Source organism: Gemella haemolysans (assembly GCF_012273215.1).
GTDB classification, from domain to species: domain Bacteria; phylum Bacillota; class Bacilli; order Staphylococcales; family Gemellaceae; genus Gemella; species Gemella haemolysans_A.
On the sequence record NZ_CP050965.1, the window covers coordinates 1,273,362 to 1,290,222 of the forward strand.

The window sequence follows — 16,861 nt, forward strand, 5'->3', positions numbered from 1 at the left end:
TTCACCTCCGTTCTTTATTTAAAAGTTAACATTTCTTAACTTTGTGATTTAATTATACAGTTAACTTTTTAAAAAGTCAATAGTTTTTGTTAACATTTTTTAACTTTTTTTGTTTACTTTTTTTCTTCATTATAATATAATATATATATCAAGCAATGAAAGGAGGTTTTTTAATATGAAAGTAGCAACCACTAGAGATAGGTTAAAACAAATAATGAGTGAACGTAATTTACGCCCTATCGATATCTTGCGGCAGTCTGAGTATTACCAAAAAGAAATGAATATAAAATTAAATAAAGTTAACTTATCTCATTATATAAGCGGTAGAAATGAGCCGAATAAAGAAAAAGTAAGACTATTAGCTAAAACTTTAAAAGTTTCTGAACAATGGTTAAATGGTTTTGACGCTCCAAAAGATGCAGTATTAACTAAATCAGAATTGTACAAGCACTTTGATATGGTTAATCAATCAGATAAAATAGCGTTAGATGTGAAGTATCTTGAAAAAAAATACCCAAATGATACGACTATTGGTAATATCATTTCAAACTACGATAAACTCGAAGATAAACAACGTCAATCATTATTGCAGTACTCTGATATATTGCTAGAGGCTTCTTATCAAGCTGATAGTTATGATATCGTAGCAACGATGATGGATAATTCAATGTTGCCACTTTATCGAACTGATGAAAGATTGATGGTAACTTTTGGATATGATTTTAAATATGGGGAAATTTATTTAATAGAGTGCGATAAAGATATCTATATAAGAAAGGTATTCTATAATGAATACAGTATTAAATTAGTACCTATTAATGATGAATACCCTGTTATAACTATTTCTTTACCTTTAGAAAAGCACTTTAAAATAATTGGTAAAATCGTAGGTAAAATAAAAACAAGCCCTTAATCAAGGGCTTGTTATCACAGTATATAGGTATATTATACCAGAAAGGATATTAATATGCAACGAGTAGCAATTTACGCCCGAGTATCAACTCAAGAGCAAGCTGAAAATGGTAACTCACTAGAATTTCAAATAGATAAATTAAAAGCATATTGCCAATTGCATGAGTATAAAGTGGTTGGTGAGTATGTGGACGCTGGAGTAAGTGGTGCAAAAGCTGACCGTCCAGCATTAAATAAATTAAAGAAAGATATTGATAAGATAGATGTAGTATTAATCTATAAATTGGATAGATTGTCACGTTCGATTAAAGACACCATGAATCTTATCGAAGACTTGTTCAAACCGAATAACGTTAATTTAATTAGCTTATCTGAAAACTTTGACACGTCACAAGCAATGGGAATGGCAACTATAGGTATGCTATCAACATTTGCACAATTGGAGCGTGAAACGATTAAGGAAAGAATGATGGCAGGTAAGCAGCAAGCACTTAAGAACGGTAAATTTTTAGCAATGGCACCGTTCGGTTATCGTAAAAAGGACGGTCAACTAATCAAAGATGAACGAACTAAAGATTGTGTTGAATTTATATTCAAGAAAATGCTTGAGGGAAAAAGTTTGAATGAGATGGTTAAATTATTAGAAGCTAATGGGTTTGATGGTATAAAAAAGTGGGAACAGGCTTTTATAGGTAGATTAGTAAAAAGTATTGTGTATTGTGGTCACATGGAAACAATGGGAGTACTGGTTAAAAACACTCACGAACCCTATATAACAGACAATGAAAGACAACAAATAATCAATATGTTGACTGAAAGAAAAAGCCATAGTTCTAAAAGTGGCAGAAATAAAATACCAGCGTTATTCCGTGGTCTTATCTCTTGTCCATGCTGTCATCGACGTTTAACCTACTCTAGAAAGCAAAGAAAAAGCGGTATAAAAATATTGTTTTACAAATGTAATTTTTGCATGCTGCAAGGTAAAAATTTTTCAATATCAGAAGGAAATTTTGAAAAGATTTTTTTAAAATATTTAAAGTATGATTTTAAAGTAAAATTTGAACAAAAAGAAATTGAAAAGAAAGATTATTCAAAAATATTAGATAATCTTGAAAGTAAAAAATTCAAACTGCAAAAAGCGTGGTTGAATGAATTACTAACTGATGAAGAATTAGAGAGATTACAAAATGAGGTTAACGAACAAATTGAGTTAATCAAGAAAGAAGAAAATGAATATAATACAATAGTTGAAAATTCGAAAAAGCAAAATAACATTTCTGATCTTATGGTTAATTTTGAAAAGTTGTATTCAGTAATGGATATCGAAGAAAAAATAGAATTTTTAAACACTATAATTAAAACTATAAAAGTTAACGTAACGGCAACGAAAGTGAAAACTCAAAGACGATATATATTTAATATCGTTGATATTATTTTTAAATAAAAACGTCCCTCTCTTGCACATCTGTATTCGAGCTTAACAGTGGGAATTTTAAGATTTGTTTATACTTCTTAGCTTCATCTAACCCAAAGTCAAATTCATGGTTCCCTACAGCCATAGCATCGTAATTCATTTTGTTTAAAATTTCCGCACGAGCTTCTCCTTTAGTTGAGTTAGAGATAGGTAAACCTTGGAAAGCATCCCCTGCATCTAAAACTACTGTTGTTTGATTTTTTTTAGCACGCTCATTTTCAATTACTGTAGCTAATTTTGCATCCCCAACAACTGATGTAGTTTTGTCACGACCTTTTTCTTCTACGATACGCCCGTGAACATCATTAGTATGAACTAATACTAAATCTTTTTCTGATGCTGTTGCAGAAGCAGAAGCTGGTGCTGTTGGCTGTGTCTGCGTAGTTGTTGCTGACGACGAAGTATTTCCTTGCGTCTCATCTGCGAATGCTACTCCCCCTGAAGTTGCAATTGCTAATCCTACTATTGTAGCTGACGCTAATGTGTAATTTTTTTTCTTCATAATAACTTTTTTTCTCGCTTTCATATTTGTAATTTATAATTTACATAATATCATAAATGTACGAGTTTTTCAATACTAAAATCTGTATGAAATAATGATAACGATTAAAAAACGGATTTTTTTAAAATAAAAACTTTAGAATAAAATTAAAAATCAAGATTAGATTCTTCTAACCTTGATTTTTATTTATTCTTTGTTATTTAAACATATTTGCTAAAATTCGATCACTTAACCTTGGGAATAATTGACTAATTTTAACACCAACAACTAATTTAAACGGTAAATTTACCTCGCGTTTTTTTGTTTCAATTCCTTTTATTATCTTTGTTACAACAAGTTTAGGTGTTAATGTTTTACCACCCATAGCTTTTTGATAACTCTTATCTTCATCAGCTATATTAAAGAAATTTGTAGCTACAGGCCCTGGGTTTACTGTCATAACGTGAACATTATCTTTTTTAAGTTCTAAACGTAAAGAATTGAAGTATCCAATTAATGCAAATTTAGTTGCTGAATATACAGAACTTTTTGGCGTTGCAATTTTACCTGCTAATGAAGCAATAGTAACTATTGTTCCAGATTTTCTTTCTCTCATTCTCTTAGCTATTTCTGTAGTCAATTGAATAGTTCCAATTACATTTGTATCAAACATATTAACTACCTCAGCATCACTAAATTCGCTAAAGTCTTTCATAATACCATATCCTGCACCATTAATAAGAATATCGATATCTGTAATAGAAGAAAGTAACTGTTCTACTTGATCCTGCGAACCAATATCAACGCTATAAACTCTAGTTTTTACATTGTCAAAGGCGCTACACTTTTTAGCAACTTTTTCTAATGCTTCTTTTCTACGGGCAACTAATATCAACTCCACGTTTCCTTTTTGTGCGAATTGATGAGCTAATTCTCGACCTAAACCACTTGAAGCTCCTGTGATTAGTATTTTTTGTTTACCAGTTTCCATTTTACATCCCTCTTTTAACCATGTTTTGCAGCACAACTACATTGTCCTTTTAGACATTTACAGGTAATAACTTCAGCTGCAGTTTTTCTCTTTTCTTGTAATAATTCAATAATTTCATCAATATTACTTTTACTCAAATTATCTTTCTCAATTATATTCTTAACAATTATATGTGTTCTTCTTTCACAAATTCTTTCTAAAAAATTCTGTGTTAATATCTCTAAACACTCATCTTCTACACATTTTGCTGAATATAAAAATTTGTTACCTTGTTTTCTTGTTTCTAAAAAACCTTTTTCTACTAACCTTGAAAGTAAAGTTTTAATAGTTGAAGGAGTCCAAGACTTTTCTTCACCTAGAGTATCTATTACAAATTTACTTGTAGTTTCTTTATTGCTCCAGACTACTCGCATTACTTCCCATTCAGCTTCTGAAATATTAATATCCATTTCCATTCATCCTTTTTTTCTCAGTTACATCTGTAACTATAATACTATGTTAAACATATAATGTCAATTCATAAAAAACTTGATTTTAGCAATGCTAAAATCAAGTTTAAGATTTTTTCTTAATTGGATGTCTTATTACTGTTTTAAGTTTCTCCGGTACTGTTTTTCTCACATCTGAAATATAAATTTCATGATGATATCTAGTCTCATTTATATCTAACTCATAACCTTCAGAAATCATATATTCATGCATCTTAGCAACAGTTTCTGGCTCTGAATCATATGGGCCTATATGCATGCATTGCACACATTGTCCTTCATCATAAGTGAAATATTCAACCGATGAAAAATCTTCTTTTTTCTTTTCTGTCACCTGCTTAATCGCCCAATCAAATACTTCTTTTGTAACGAAATCTGGGATTCTTATTAATGAAATAAATTTGAAATTTTGTTTATTAGCATAATCAACACCTTCTATTCCATCTTGCCACCAAAAACCTTCTAATGGCGGTACCACAAAGTCAAAGTAATCAGGAATTTTATACTCTCCCTTTTTACTCATCTTTATCGCGTAAGCTACAGGATATAATAAACTTATTGATTTTTTATATTCACTATTTTCATCATTAGGATCACCACATCCCCTAACAGCTATATAATTAGCCTTATCTACATTTACAATACTTGGTTTAGTTTTAGGTGCATATAAATGCTTAAGAGTTTTTTTGAAATCTACTGCCATTTTATTTCTCCAAAATAAAGATTATTCGATCTGATTCAGAGTAATTTTTATTATTCTTATCAAAATCACAGAAATAATCTTTCACTTTAAATCCAATATTTTGAATTTCTCCAAGGACATCATTTATTTCATAAGTTCTTTGTAAATGGAACTGTTCAAGTTTTCTATATAATCCATTATTCTCTTTTATAAAAAATGACAGTTCACTTTCCACCTCTAACGAATTTTCTGTTTCATATGTGAACCATAGATAACTAATTTCTTCATCTTCATACCCAAAAACTTGTTTTTCTAGCATATCTACAACTTTTTTAGGAGTATGAATATCAAAAATAAATTTTCCGCCTTCTTTTAAAGATGAATAAACCTCTTTTAATCCTTGCTTAAATTCCTCAAAATCTGATAAATAATTAAATACATCGAATGCACTTAAAACAAAATCAAATTCTATATTTAACGATAAGATTTCTAATAGATCCATCGCAAAATAATTACAACCTGGAACTTTTTCACTCGCTATCGCTAACATTTGTTCACTATTATCTACTGCAAACACTTCTCCATATTTTTTCAGTGTTGGTAGCATCGTTCCACTACCGCAACCTAAATCAAGAACTAGAAGATTTCTTCTATCTTCTAATTCTTGATTAATAATATTTCTATAAGCATCGTAGTTGACATCCATTAGTTTATCATAAACAATACTTAAATTTTCATACATATTAAACACCTTTTATAGGGTATTTTTCAAATAATGAATCTAATTCATAGTATTCTCTATCATCACGTGTCATAATGTTAACTACAACATCACCTAAGTCCATAAGAACCCATTTAGCTTCTCTTAAACCTTCTGTGCTGTGAATTTCTCCACCATTTTCTAATACTTGTTCTCTAACTTCTTGTGCAATTGCTTCTACTTGTCTATTTGAAGGTGCATGACAGATTACAGAATAATCATATAATACTCCTGCTTGTGTTAAATCATAAGCAACGATATCATATCCGTGCTTATCGTCACATGCATCTACAACAATTTTTAATAAGTTTTCTACTTCCATTTTCATCCTCTTTCTTTATTTATTTCTTTATAATATGGAACATTACTACGTATAGTACGTCATCTTCTGGATATCTTTTCGCAAGTTTTTCGATTAACTCATCCAAAGTAACTCCGTAATATTTAGCGTAACGCTCTGTTAATGTTTCTCTAGTTACAGGTTTAACTAAATCAACTTCTAATGTAGCAAACACTGTATCTGGATCTTCATAAGTTGTAGCTTCTAATAAATCACCTTTCTTGAAATGAGCTTCACTCTTATTTCTGATAGTGATTGTTTTTTCATCTGTTAAGATTTTGTCTTTATTTTTTTCTTTAAATCCAACACGATAATTTTTAATATTATAGTAGTTATAACATTCTAATAATGAAGGATAAATTCTTTCATCATTGTCAATTAAGTAAACTAATGTATATTTTGCCGCAAGTCTAACCGCTTCATCAAGATCATATTGAGATACTTCTGTCACTTCAGCTAAATGCGGGTGTTTTCTTTGTGGATCAATATAGTCAGCGATAAAGATTATTTTTTCTAGTAGCGTCATGTGCTTTCTACCGAAAGTATGGTTTGCAACAGCAAGCTTAACCTCTTCATCAGCAACACCAAATTCTTCTTCGATATATGCACTTGCTACTGGTCCATGAAGAACCTCTACAGGATAATCTAATAAATTAACATCTAAATTATGTAAAATTACATATTTTTTCATTAATACTTCATCCATAGGTTTACAAACATCATGAACTAAAGCTGCTAATGCTGCTCTTTCCAAACTTGCCCCATAAATTTCTGCTAAATGTTTCGCCACTTCCACAACTCTTAAAGTGTGTTCGTATCTTTTTTCTGGTAATATTTCTTTTACTCTATTTTGAATTTCTTGATATTCCATATAAACTCAACTCCTCTATATATGACCTACATTCATCAGTGATCATATATTTAATACTTTTCTTATTTTTTAAATTATCTCTAATTAAACTAGAACTTATCTCTATTATTGGAGTCCTCATTATCTCATAACTTATAGATTTATAAAATACATCTCCATTTACTACCTCATACAAATCCTCTTCGTCTCGTGCTACAAAAATAAATGTTACAAGTTTAGATAGTTCTTCTATATTATACCATCTTTTTAAATCTTTCGCTCTATCTGTTCCAATAATAAAATAGATTTTTTCATTTTTATATAGTTCACTAAAATACTTAACGGTATTATAACTATAACTTATCCCTTCATTTGAGATTTCATAATCACTAACTTCAAATTTTAAATTATCTCTTACACTCAGCTTAGTCATCTCAAATCTATTCTTATCACTAGCCTCCAATTTTCGGCCTTTTAAGGGTGTAATATATGATGGTATAAAGATAATTTTTTCTAAATTATAAGTTTCTAGTGCATTTTCAGCTGTAATTAAATGTCCAATATGTATTGGATCAAAACTACCTCCATAAAGTGCAATTGACATCTTACTTCACCAACTCTATTTTTCTATACTTTTCCTTAGAGCTTTGTTTGTATAATACAATTGTGTGTCCAATAACTTGAACTAATTCAGATGAAGTACGTTCAGATAAAATTTTCGCTACCTCATCTTTATCTTCTTCACAGTTTTGTAAAATACTAACTTTTAGTAATTCACGTTTTTCTAACGCATCTCTGATTCCTTGAATCATATCACTATTCACACCTGATTTTCCAACTTGGAAAATCGGTGATAAATGATGTGCTAATGCTCTTAATTGTCTTTTTTGTTTTCCTTTTAACATCTTATCCTCTTTTCTTATACTATATTATTGATTCACGTACAAACACTTCAATTTCTTCTGGAACATGAATATCAATCTTACATCCACTATCGCTATTAACCGTTATCCAACCTAATCCAGAAATTACAATATCCATTTTTCTACTATCAATAGTGAAACTTTTCTTAACTTGATTATTGAATATTGAAATATTATCTTCAAATGGTGGTTTCAATAACGTTCCTAAATGTTTTTCAAATAATGCATCTGCATTACTAAGTTTTGTACGATGAATTTCTACTAAATTAGACGCATATAAAGTGAAACTTTGACGCTCACCTTCTACAAAGTCCATTCTAGCCATACCACCAAAGAATAAACTTTGCTCAGCATTCAATTGAAATACGCGAGCTTTAATCTCCTTTTTAGGCATTACTAATTTTAAACTTTGTGCATCTAGATAATGAGCAATATCGTAATCTAATATGATACCCGGCGTATCATAAATACTAGTAGCTCTGTCTAAAGGTATCTCGATCATTCCAAGTGTTGTTCCAGGGAAGTGAGATGTTGTAATAACATTTTTATCCCCAGTTGTAAGTTCAATAAGTTTGTTAATAAATGTAGACTTACCAACATTTGTCGCACCTACAATATATACATCCTTACCATTACGAAGCTCATCTATACGACTAGCAGCTTCTTCTACACCTTGATTTTTTATTGCACTAATTAATAGAATATCTTTTACTTTAATTCCTTTCGCCTTAAGCATCTTAAACAACCATTGTTTCACCTTATTTTGTTTAACTGATTTCGGTAGTAAATCTAGTTTATTAGCTACTAAGACAATATCTTTATTATTTCCTACGATATCTACTACATCTTCAATCCAACTTCCAGAAAAATCAAAGATATCTACAACTTTTACTATTAATGCATCTTTTTTCGATAATGTTTTGATAAGTTGATAAAAATCTTCAGCACCTAGTTGAACATCAGATACCTCATTATAATTTTTCAATCTGAAACATCTTTTACAAACAAGATTACCATCAATACTTTTTTCTACAACACTTTTTGGTAAGTAGCCTTGTTTATTTTGATCCTCACTTTGAATTTCAACACCACAACCTATACAATAAACTTTATTACTCAATATGGCCTCCACTATTTTCTTTCTTGTGTTTTAATCTATATCCTACTTTTTTCATTTTAGGAAATGCTTTTCTTCTAGTTAGATTATGTATTATTAATGCTTCAAAAAATCTATTAATTCTAGTTTTAAAAGCATCTGTCTTTGAAATTGGTTTAACTAATACACTCATGGCTCCAAAACTTTTCGCTCCTAAAACATCAGTTAAAACTTGATCTCCTAAAATAATTGCTTCTTCTGGCTTTCTATTTAATTTTTTTAGTGCTCTTTTAAAACCGATAGTTAAAGGCTTCTTTGCACCCGCAACATATTGAAGATTTAATTTTTTACAAAATTCTTCAACACGCTCTTCTGTATTATTAGATACAACAATAATATCAAAACCAGCTTTCTTCATCTTCTTTAGCCATTTATTCAATTCTTTAGTATCTTTCTTACTATCCCATGATATTAAAGTATTATCTAAATCTGAAATAATTACTTTTTTGTTGTGCATATTCATATACTCAACATCAATAAACTCATACTTTTCTACAAAATCATCTGGTGAAAAATATCTTTTTAGTACCATTTTTTCTACACAATAGCCTATAAAATAGTTGCTATTTTCTCTCCCATCTTGATTTCTTTATTCTCTAAGTTTTCTTCTAAGATTATGTTATCTTTTTCAAACAGTAATACAACTGTTGAACCAAACTCGAAATAACCCAACTCTTCTCCTTTTTTCACATAGATACTCTCATATGTAGGAATAATTGAGTTAACATTTTGAGCCCCTACAGGTATTAGTGTATAATTGATTTTTCCACTTAATTTATACACTTGTCTGTAGTTATAACTTAGTATATTATCTCCTAATTCTAACCCAAGATTATTAACTGGATATGAATATTTACCAAGACTATAAGCATCCTTTACTTGGCAATTCATAGGAAAGTGAATACGGTGATAATTCTTAGGACTAAGATATATTATCATGTATGTACCATCTTTATATTTATCCGCTAACTCACTATCTCCTACCAATGTTTGAACGTTGTAAACTTGATTTTTCACAACAAATGTTCTTTCTTCAGAAATAACACCTACTTCAGAAATCACTCCATCAGTTGGACTTACAAGTGAATTCTCATCTAGATTGATTGGTCGAGCATCTGGGCGTAACTTTCTAATAAAAAATTCATTTAAATTTTTAAAATCATCAATTTCATCTAAAATTTCATCAGTATTAATATCATATACCTTAGCAAATGGTTGTATCATTAATCGACTTAGATTAGATTTTGTTAATTTTTTCAGAGCTTTAGAGCTCATATTTCCATTAGTTAATTCAACACAAAGTTGAAACATTTTCTTCTTTAACATACCCGTCTCCTTATTGAATATCATTCTATATTTTACTATAAAAGTCGGTTAAATACAAATATTGCAAAGAAAAAAGCTAATAATATATCAAAATTATCTATTAAAATTTATTTTTTTAAATAATAATTATTATTACATTATATTCTTATATTTCCATAATTTTAGAATTATAGACTATTTTGAATGTTACACGTTAACACTGCCTATAATTCAGTATCTGTATATTCAGGTTAAGTAGAAAATTTTTATTATATATTGTTGATTTTAATAACATAAAATTGTATAATAGAATTATAATAATAAAACAAGGGAGTGAATGACATGACGTTAAACAATAAAGTTAAAGAAAACATTATTTTAACAACTGTCCAAAACGTTTGAACTAAGGGCTATTCTCTGACAAGTGTTCAGGATATAATTAAAAAAGCTAAAGCCCCTAAGGGAAGCGTATACTACTATTTTCCAAAAGGAAAAGATGAAATTTATCTAGAAGCATTAGATAAAATCAACAGTAATGTAAAAAAAGAATTTAAAACAATTTCTCCAAAATTAGGGACTTTAGAGGAGTATTTAACAGCTATTTTTGATCTTTTTATATCAAAAGGGAAAGCTTGTAAACGTAGTGGTTTTTCACTTACATTATTGGCGATGGAGACTGCAGAACTTTCTCCAATAATCGCTGAAAAATGCAGTGATATTCTTGAAAATTGGCGTTTACTACTTGCTGATGGTTTATTCGATAGAAATCTACCAGAAGATGTTTGTAACCCTGTTAGCGAATGGTTATTCACTAGTATCCAAGGTGCATTAACTGCTAATAGAATTCACAAAGATGAAGCATTCCTGTTCAATATAAAATCATCAATAAAATTTGTTTCTACCTCTTCTCCTGAAACACTTAGAGAAATATTCTCTAAATCAGATGAAGACGAAGTTGTCGCATAACGAAAAACCTTCTTTATTGAATTAAATTATCGATAAAGAAGGTTCTTTAATTTATTAAATTGTATTAATCATCTGCATTGTTAATGAATTAATTTTTTGACTCACAAATTTCTTTATTGCAGGATCTATGTCTAATCTATCTAAAGCTAATTCAAAATCCTCCAACCAATATTTTGCTTCTTTTATTGAAATTGGTAATTTCATATGTTTTTTTCTTAAATCTGGAGTAGCGAATACAGAATGCCCTGGCTCCCCTAAAAACAACCTAAAGAATTTCTTTTGTTCCACTTTTATTTTCTCAAACCCATCATTAAACAAAATATTTATTCTATCATCATTAGGGATAATATCATCATACATATGTATAACTAACTCATCAATTTTTTCTTCTCCTATTTTTTCATATAGGTTCATAATTACCTCCACAATTTGTACATATTTTTTTCACTTTTTGTCCTTATTTATATTAAACTACATATAGTATTATTTTGCAATTAAAATGCTATCAAACATCAATTTATTATTGATATTATTTTTTGAATTTAGCAAATTTTATTGTCAAAAATACAAAACGTAGAATAGGATATTACCCACTCTACGTCTCAATACTACTATTTTAATAATTTTTTGAATGCATCCACTTTGTCAGTTCTTTCCCAAGTGAATTCTACATCTTCACGTCCAAAGTGACCATATGCAGCTGTTTTCTTAAAGATTGGTTTTCTTAAGTCTAAAGTTTCGATGATTCCGTTTGGTGTTAAACGGAATTCTTCTTTAATAGTTTTAACGATATCCCCTTCGTCAACTTTTGAAGTTCCGAATGTTTCAACAAAGATTGATACTGGGTGAGCCACTCCAATTGCGTAAGCTAATTGAACTTCAGCTTTATCACAGATTCCACTAGCTACGATATTCTTGGCAATATATCTAGCCATATATGCTCCTGATCTATCTACTTTAGTCGCATCTTTACCACTGAATGCTCCACCACCGTGACGTGAGAATCCACCGTATGTATCAACAATAATTTTACGTCCTGTAAGTCCAGCATCTCCTACTGGTCCACCGATTACGAATCTTCCTGTTGGATTGATGAAGTACTTAGTATTTTCATCTAATAATTCTTTATCTAAACATGGCTCGATTACATATTTTTTGATATCAGCGTGAATTTGTTCTTGAGTTACATCTGCATCGTGTTGAGTTGAAACTACGATTGTATCGATTCTATTTACTTTATGATTCACATCATATTCGATTGTAACTTGAACTTTTCCATCTGGCCCTAAGTAAGTTAGCGTTCCATTTTTTCTGACTTCTGCTAATTGTTTCGAAAGTTTTTGACTTAGGTAAATTGGTAGTGGCATATATGTTGGTGTTTCATTAGTTGCAAATCCAAACATAAGACCTTGGTCACCCGCACCTACTTCATTTTCTTCTTTTTGTTGTTTTGTTTCTAATGAATTATCAACTCCAAGTGCGATGTCTGGAGATTGTTTATCTAAACCAACAAGAACTGAAATATGATCTCCTGAATATCCTTTATTAGGATCAGTGTATCCAATTTCATTAATTGTATCACGTACGATTTGTTGGAAGTCAACATTTGCTGTTGTTGAAACTTCTCCTACTAGCACAGCTAATCCTGTGTTTACACAAGTTTCACAAGCTACACGTCCGTATGGATCTTGTTCTAAAATCGCATCTAAAATCGCATCTGACACTTGGTCTGCAATTTTATCTGGGTGTCCTTCTGTTACTGATTCTGATGTAAATAAATATGTTTTGCTCATTTTTTTCTCCTAAAATATTTTTTGTCTGATATTAATACAAATCTTTCTAAGTCCTTAATATCTTTTAACTAAAAATAAAAGACCTTATCTTATAGACAAGGTCTTTATGTATACCTCATCGTTCAAAGTAACCTTTGCTAAGGAAAGCACCTTAATCAATTGATTAGGTTGCCGGAGTTCATCGGGCCTTATCCCTCACTCACTCTTGATAAGTATTTATATTTCTTTTATCAGCATATTCGATTTTAATATACTTTCTGTCATTTGTCAAATGATAAAGTATAAAATTAATATTCAATATTATACTTACTTCTCTCCTTAAGAATTTTTTTCTTTAACTTCTCCGCTTCTTCAATTGGAAGATAATCAATCGATAATTTGCTATATATTCCCGTTATCTGTATATTGGCTAATTTAAACTTATTTAAAATTGGACCTGTATGAATAGTAACATTTTGAATGATATTAAATGGTAAAGTTTTTTTACTCTTGAAAAACACTCCTTCAACTTCCGACACACCCATTTCGTCTACTTCATAAGAATAATTTTTAATTACTAATGGTGGGATAATTAAAGCCACTATAGCATATATTGTTATTATCGCTAATATACCTAGACCTAGAAATGTATAATTTATTTTAGTTTTAAAATAATCATATACACTTTTACCAATAACTGGTGATAAGAGAAGTAGAGCATATATTCCAAAATGTATTCTCACATATTGTATGGCTCTTTGTGGTAAATTACTCGATTTTTTTTCAAATATTCTATTCATAATCTACCTCCGAAATTATAAAATCTCTTTCTAATTTTTCTTTATATCCTTTATCATAGTATTTCAACTTAATATCTGAGTTTACTCCAATAGAATTTATCGATAGATGAGCAAGATTTCTTTTATTCATAAAATAGTTTGTTCTACAATTAATAGTTCCTACTTTTTTCACCTTAATGAATTCTGTTATTATTGTTAATTGTCTCATAAATGTATTCTTGAAATAATATCTATCATAAGAAAGTTCATTATATTTCAACATATAGTTTTTTACTAAAATACTATATGAAACTAAGACAATATAGAATGCAAGCGAACTTAAAACTTTATACTCTAACTTCAAATCTATATTAGCAAAGTATAAAATCACAAATACTATTATCGGTAAAAAACTACAATTAAACAAACTCCAACGATACAATGCAATTCTAGCTTTTCGTTGTATTTTTTCACTTTCTAAATTATCATAATGTTCTAAATCAATACTTAGATTATTTTTCACAAAATTCTGCACAAAATCTCTTTTTACCAAAGGTAAGACATCTATCGTAGATTTTTGCTCACTTAAATCTTCCGATACGTTATTAGTCAAAGTCTCAACAGATAACTTCGCTAATCCAAAAAGGCGATAACGTAACGGATATATCAATTTTACACTCTGAATTCTATCAATATCAATAACTAGTGATTTTTTATTTAACAATCCATATTTACATAATAAATTATGTTCTTTAGTAGTAAGGATAAAGTTATAGTATTTTACAATTGTATGAATAACTGATGCGATTACGACTAAAATCATAAAAATTCCAATTATTATAAATATGGCTGTTATGTTCCCTGCGACTGACTTAGCATTTTTTTGAAGAAGTTCATCAAAATAAGCTTCATTATCGAAGATATATTTGAAAACATCTCGAATCTTACCATTTAATGCTAATATTAACCCTAAAGCTGCAAAGAACCTAACCCTAAGCAGTCCATAAAATGCAAGGTCTTTCACGGATAATCTTAATATTTCTCTTTGAGACTCTTGCACTTTTTCTTCTTGATCTATAGCTATATCCTCATCTTGACCTTGTTTTAATTCTCTTAGTATATCAATTAAATTTAATGCAACTTCCTTCTTCAGAGGTTTTATCCTGATCTTACCTCCAACAAGATTTATATCTACAGAAAGTAGGTTAAATGCCTGGTACAATACGTTAGAACTCATATCTATCGACTGGATATTTTCAAGATTTATATTTTTTGCTTCTTTATTTATTATTCCTTTTGTATAAATTAATGCCCCATCGCGGACTTCATAACTTTTTAAGAAATAATCAAATATACCTATTACTATTAATAAAAGGAATCCCGACAAAACTAGTGAATAATATTTCCAATTTTGTTCTTTTAATGCTAACACCATAAAAATACCAAACAATCTAAATCCTGTAATTACAGTATCCATAATAACCATAGGGTGTACTCGACTTTTTTTAATATTATTCATCTTTATACCTCCTATAGTTAAGATTATTTTCTAGTATTATTAACAATTGCTTTTCTAATTGTTCTACATCCTTTCTAGAAACATAGAATTCTAATTTTTCAGAACCAGTGTTTATACTAACCTTATAAATATTGAATTTTTTCGACAATATATTTTGTTTAATTGTGTAATCTAGTATATTCCTAAGTGGTGCTACTTTCTCCAACTTAAAAAATGTATACACCGATGTTGAAGCCAATTTAAAATGTTCATCTGTAATTTCAAAAAATGTATTATACTCATATTTATCTCTTAACATTACAACTATTACATGATTTAAAAATACTAACCCTAATATTATCCATAGGATAATATACACATCTATACCAAAAGCTTCTTCAAAACCAGTAAATTTAAAAATTGCTGAAGCCACAACAACACACGTTAAACTTATCGCCCAAATATTAAAGAATATATAATCAACATACAATCTTCCTATATATTTCCTCATAAAATCCCTCCCTATTTTAAAAATTAACAATATAATTTTTAAAATTAGAAACCTATAAGATTTAGATCTCTCTCTCTTTCAATTGTAGTCTCATCACCATGTCCAGGATATACTATTTTAGCTCCATCTAGTTTGAATAATACATTTCCTAATGAATTTTTTAAAGCATCATAATCTGAACCGTATAAATCATAACGACCAAAACCGCTTCTAAATAATGCATCTCCTACAACTATAAATTTTCCAAAGTCAAATGATACTCCACCTGGTGAATGACCTGGTGTTGGTAACACAGTGAAACTTAAACCAGCAATTTCGTATTTTTTATTTTCTTCAAACTCAAATTCCGCTGGATCAGTCATAGGTGGTCTTCTTAAACGGAACAATGTTGAACCGTTAAAGTCAGGGTTTTGTAACCAATCACGTTCATGTTCTGAAATATAAACAGGCACTCCATAATGTTTTCTACATTCATCTAATGACATAATATGGTCGAAATGAGCATGAGTTAGTAATATTGCTTCGATTTTTACATTTAATTCTTCTACCGCTTTTTGTATTCTCTCAAATCCTTCTCCTGGATCTACAATAACTCCTCGTCCATCTTTATAAACTATATAGCAATTTTCATCTACCATATCCATTACTATTCTTTTAATTTCTGCTTTTGCCATTTTCTCAAAACCTTTCCATAATTATTGTTATCTTTATTTTATCCTATTATTATGTTATTAACAAGTCTTAATTAGTAGTTTTTTTACTTTACTTATATAACCCATCTTCACTTGACCAAAGTTAATATTTTTCTTATACTTGAATAGTATGGTTTTCATAAGAAACTTGGGAGTGACTCAAAAATCATGATTTCGGAGAAATCGATTTTGTCGAGTCACCCCAACACAGTTTATTAGATATCTAAAAAGCTTATATAAAGCGATTTTAGATATCAATAAACCACTGCGTCTATGAGTTC

The 16,861-nt window shown here is 29.4% G+C and carries 21 protein-coding genes and 1 riboswitch; of the genes, 3 read left to right on the forward strand and 18 right to left on the reverse strand.

All coding sequences use genetic code 11. The annotated features are described in order from the left end of the window. Positions 1–175 precede the first annotated feature (175 nt). Positions 176–913, forward strand: coding sequence for a S24 family peptidase (locus FOC48_RS06025; RefSeq protein WP_003147111.1), 738 nt, complete (start codon positions 176–178; stop codon positions 911–913). 54 nt (positions 914–967) lie between these two features. Next, the gene (locus FOC48_RS06030; RefSeq protein WP_003147112.1) at positions 968–2,356 is read left to right on the forward strand and encodes a recombinase family protein; all 1,389 of its coding nucleotides are present in this window, start codon (positions 968–970) and stop codon (positions 2,354–2,356) included. Here FOC48_RS06030 and FOC48_RS10140 read toward each other — a convergent pair. From FOC48_RS10140 to FOC48_RS06090, 12 genes are all read right to left on the reverse strand, one after another. Next, the gene (locus tag FOC48_RS10140; RefSeq protein WP_003147113.1) at positions 2,349–2,912 is read right to left on the reverse strand and encodes a metallophosphoesterase; all 564 of its coding nucleotides are present in this window, start codon (positions 2,910–2,912) and stop codon (positions 2,349–2,351) included. The genes FOC48_RS06030 and FOC48_RS10140 overlap by 8 nt on opposite strands. A gap of 172 nt (positions 2,913–3,084) precedes the next feature. After that, positions 3,085–3,858, reverse strand: a complete 774-nt coding sequence (locus tag FOC48_RS06040) for an SDR family NAD(P)-dependent oxidoreductase (RefSeq protein ID WP_003147114.1) — start codon at positions 3,856–3,858, stop codon at positions 3,085–3,087. Between the two features lie 14 nt (positions 3,859–3,872). Then, the gene (locus tag FOC48_RS06045) at positions 3,873–4,307 is read right to left on the reverse strand and encodes a CopY/TcrY family copper transport repressor (protein WP_003147115.1); all 435 of its coding nucleotides are present in this window, start codon (positions 4,305–4,307) and stop codon (positions 3,873–3,875) included. A 106-nt stretch (positions 4,308–4,413) separates the two neighbouring features. After that, positions 4,414–5,049, reverse strand: coding sequence for a GyrI-like domain-containing protein (locus tag FOC48_RS06050; protein WP_003147116.1), 636 nt, complete (start codon positions 5,047–5,049; stop codon positions 4,414–4,416). 1 nt (position 5,050) lies between these two features. Then, a complete protein-coding gene (locus tag FOC48_RS06055) occupies positions 5,051–5,770 on the reverse strand; it encodes a class I SAM-dependent DNA methyltransferase (protein WP_172497893.1) in 720 nt (239 codons plus the stop codon). A 1-nt stretch (position 5,771) separates the two neighbouring features. Next, positions 5,772–6,110, reverse strand: coding sequence for a ribosome silencing factor (gene rsfS / locus FOC48_RS06060; RefSeq protein WP_003147119.1), 339 nt, complete (start codon positions 6,108–6,110; stop codon positions 5,772–5,774). Between the two features lie 19 nt (positions 6,111–6,129). Continuing rightward, positions 6,130–6,999 (reverse strand): bis(5'-nucleosyl)-tetraphosphatase (symmetrical) YqeK, encoded by an 870-nt coding sequence (gene yqeK / locus FOC48_RS06065; RefSeq protein WP_003147120.1) that lies wholly within the window; start codon positions 6,997–6,999, stop codon positions 6,130–6,132. Continuing rightward, positions 6,974–7,582: a nicotinate (nicotinamide) nucleotide adenylyltransferase gene (gene nadD / locus FOC48_RS06070; RefSeq protein WP_003147121.1), complete on the reverse strand. Its 609-nt coding sequence runs from the start codon at positions 7,580–7,582 to the stop codon at positions 6,974–6,976. Before nadD ends, yqeK begins: the two co-directional genes overlap by 26 nt. Position 7,583: 1 nt before the next feature. Next, complete coding sequence (gene yhbY / locus FOC48_RS06075) at positions 7,584–7,883, reverse strand: ribosome assembly RNA-binding protein YhbY (RefSeq protein WP_003147122.1); 300 nt, start codon at positions 7,881–7,883, stop codon at positions 7,584–7,586. A gap of 19 nt (positions 7,884–7,902) precedes the next feature. Further along, a complete protein-coding gene (gene yqeH, locus FOC48_RS06080; RefSeq protein WP_003147123.1) occupies positions 7,903–9,021 on the reverse strand; it encodes a ribosome biogenesis GTPase YqeH in 1,119 nt (372 codons plus the stop codon). Then, entirely contained in the window at positions 9,014–9,589 is a 576-nt protein-coding gene (locus FOC48_RS06085; protein ID WP_003147124.1) for a YqeG family HAD IIIA-type phosphatase, read from the reverse strand. The genes yqeH and FOC48_RS06085 overlap by 8 nt, the downstream gene beginning before the upstream one ends. Positions 9,590–9,606: 17 nt before the next feature. Continuing rightward, positions 9,607–10,383 carry a phosphatidylserine decarboxylase gene (locus FOC48_RS06090; protein WP_003147125.1) on the reverse strand — a complete coding sequence of 259 codons (777 nt, stop codon included), beginning with the start codon at positions 10,381–10,383 and terminating at the stop codon, positions 9,607–9,609. Positions 10,384–10,779: 396 nt separating this feature from the next. On the opposite strand from FOC48_RS06090, the gene FOC48_RS10200 reads away from it, so the two are divergent. Further along, the gene (locus FOC48_RS10200) at positions 10,780–11,328 is read left to right on the forward strand and encodes a TetR/AcrR family transcriptional regulator (RefSeq protein ID WP_419470979.1); all 549 of its coding nucleotides are present in this window, start codon (positions 10,780–10,782) and stop codon (positions 11,326–11,328) included. Positions 11,329–11,382: 54 nt separating this feature from the next. Here the strand turns inward: FOC48_RS10200 and FOC48_RS06105 are convergent, their stop codons facing one another. From FOC48_RS06105 to FOC48_RS06130, 6 genes are all read right to left on the reverse strand, one after another. Continuing rightward, on the reverse strand, positions 11,383–11,742 hold the full coding sequence (locus tag FOC48_RS06105; protein ID WP_003147127.1) for a truncated hemoglobin: 360 nt from the start codon (positions 11,740–11,742) through the stop codon (positions 11,383–11,385). Between the two features lie 197 nt (positions 11,743–11,939). Beyond that, entirely contained in the window at positions 11,940–13,121 is a 1,182-nt protein-coding gene (gene metK / locus FOC48_RS06110; RefSeq protein WP_003147128.1) for a methionine adenosyltransferase, read from the reverse strand. 112 nt (positions 13,122–13,233) lie between these two features. Then, a riboswitch (SAM riboswitch) is annotated at positions 13,234–13,336 on the reverse strand. 72 nt (positions 13,337–13,408) lie between these two features. Beyond that, positions 13,409–13,900 (reverse strand): PH domain-containing protein, encoded by a 492-nt coding sequence (locus tag FOC48_RS06115; protein WP_003147129.1) that lies wholly within the window; start codon positions 13,898–13,900, stop codon positions 13,409–13,411. Continuing rightward, a complete protein-coding gene (locus FOC48_RS06120) occupies positions 13,893–15,398 on the reverse strand; it encodes a PH domain-containing protein (RefSeq protein ID WP_003147130.1) in 1,506 nt (501 codons plus the stop codon). Before FOC48_RS06120 ends, FOC48_RS06115 begins: the two co-directional genes overlap by 8 nt. Then, positions 15,391–15,888: a YdbT family protein gene (locus FOC48_RS06125; protein ID WP_003147131.1), complete on the reverse strand. Its 498-nt coding sequence runs from the start codon at positions 15,886–15,888 to the stop codon at positions 15,391–15,393. Before FOC48_RS06125 ends, FOC48_RS06120 begins: the two co-directional genes overlap by 8 nt. 44 nt (positions 15,889–15,932) lie before the next feature. Next, a complete protein-coding gene (locus FOC48_RS06130) occupies positions 15,933–16,562 on the reverse strand; it encodes an MBL fold metallo-hydrolase (protein WP_003147132.1) in 630 nt (209 codons plus the stop codon). Between the last annotated feature and the right edge of the window lie 299 nt (positions 16,563–16,861).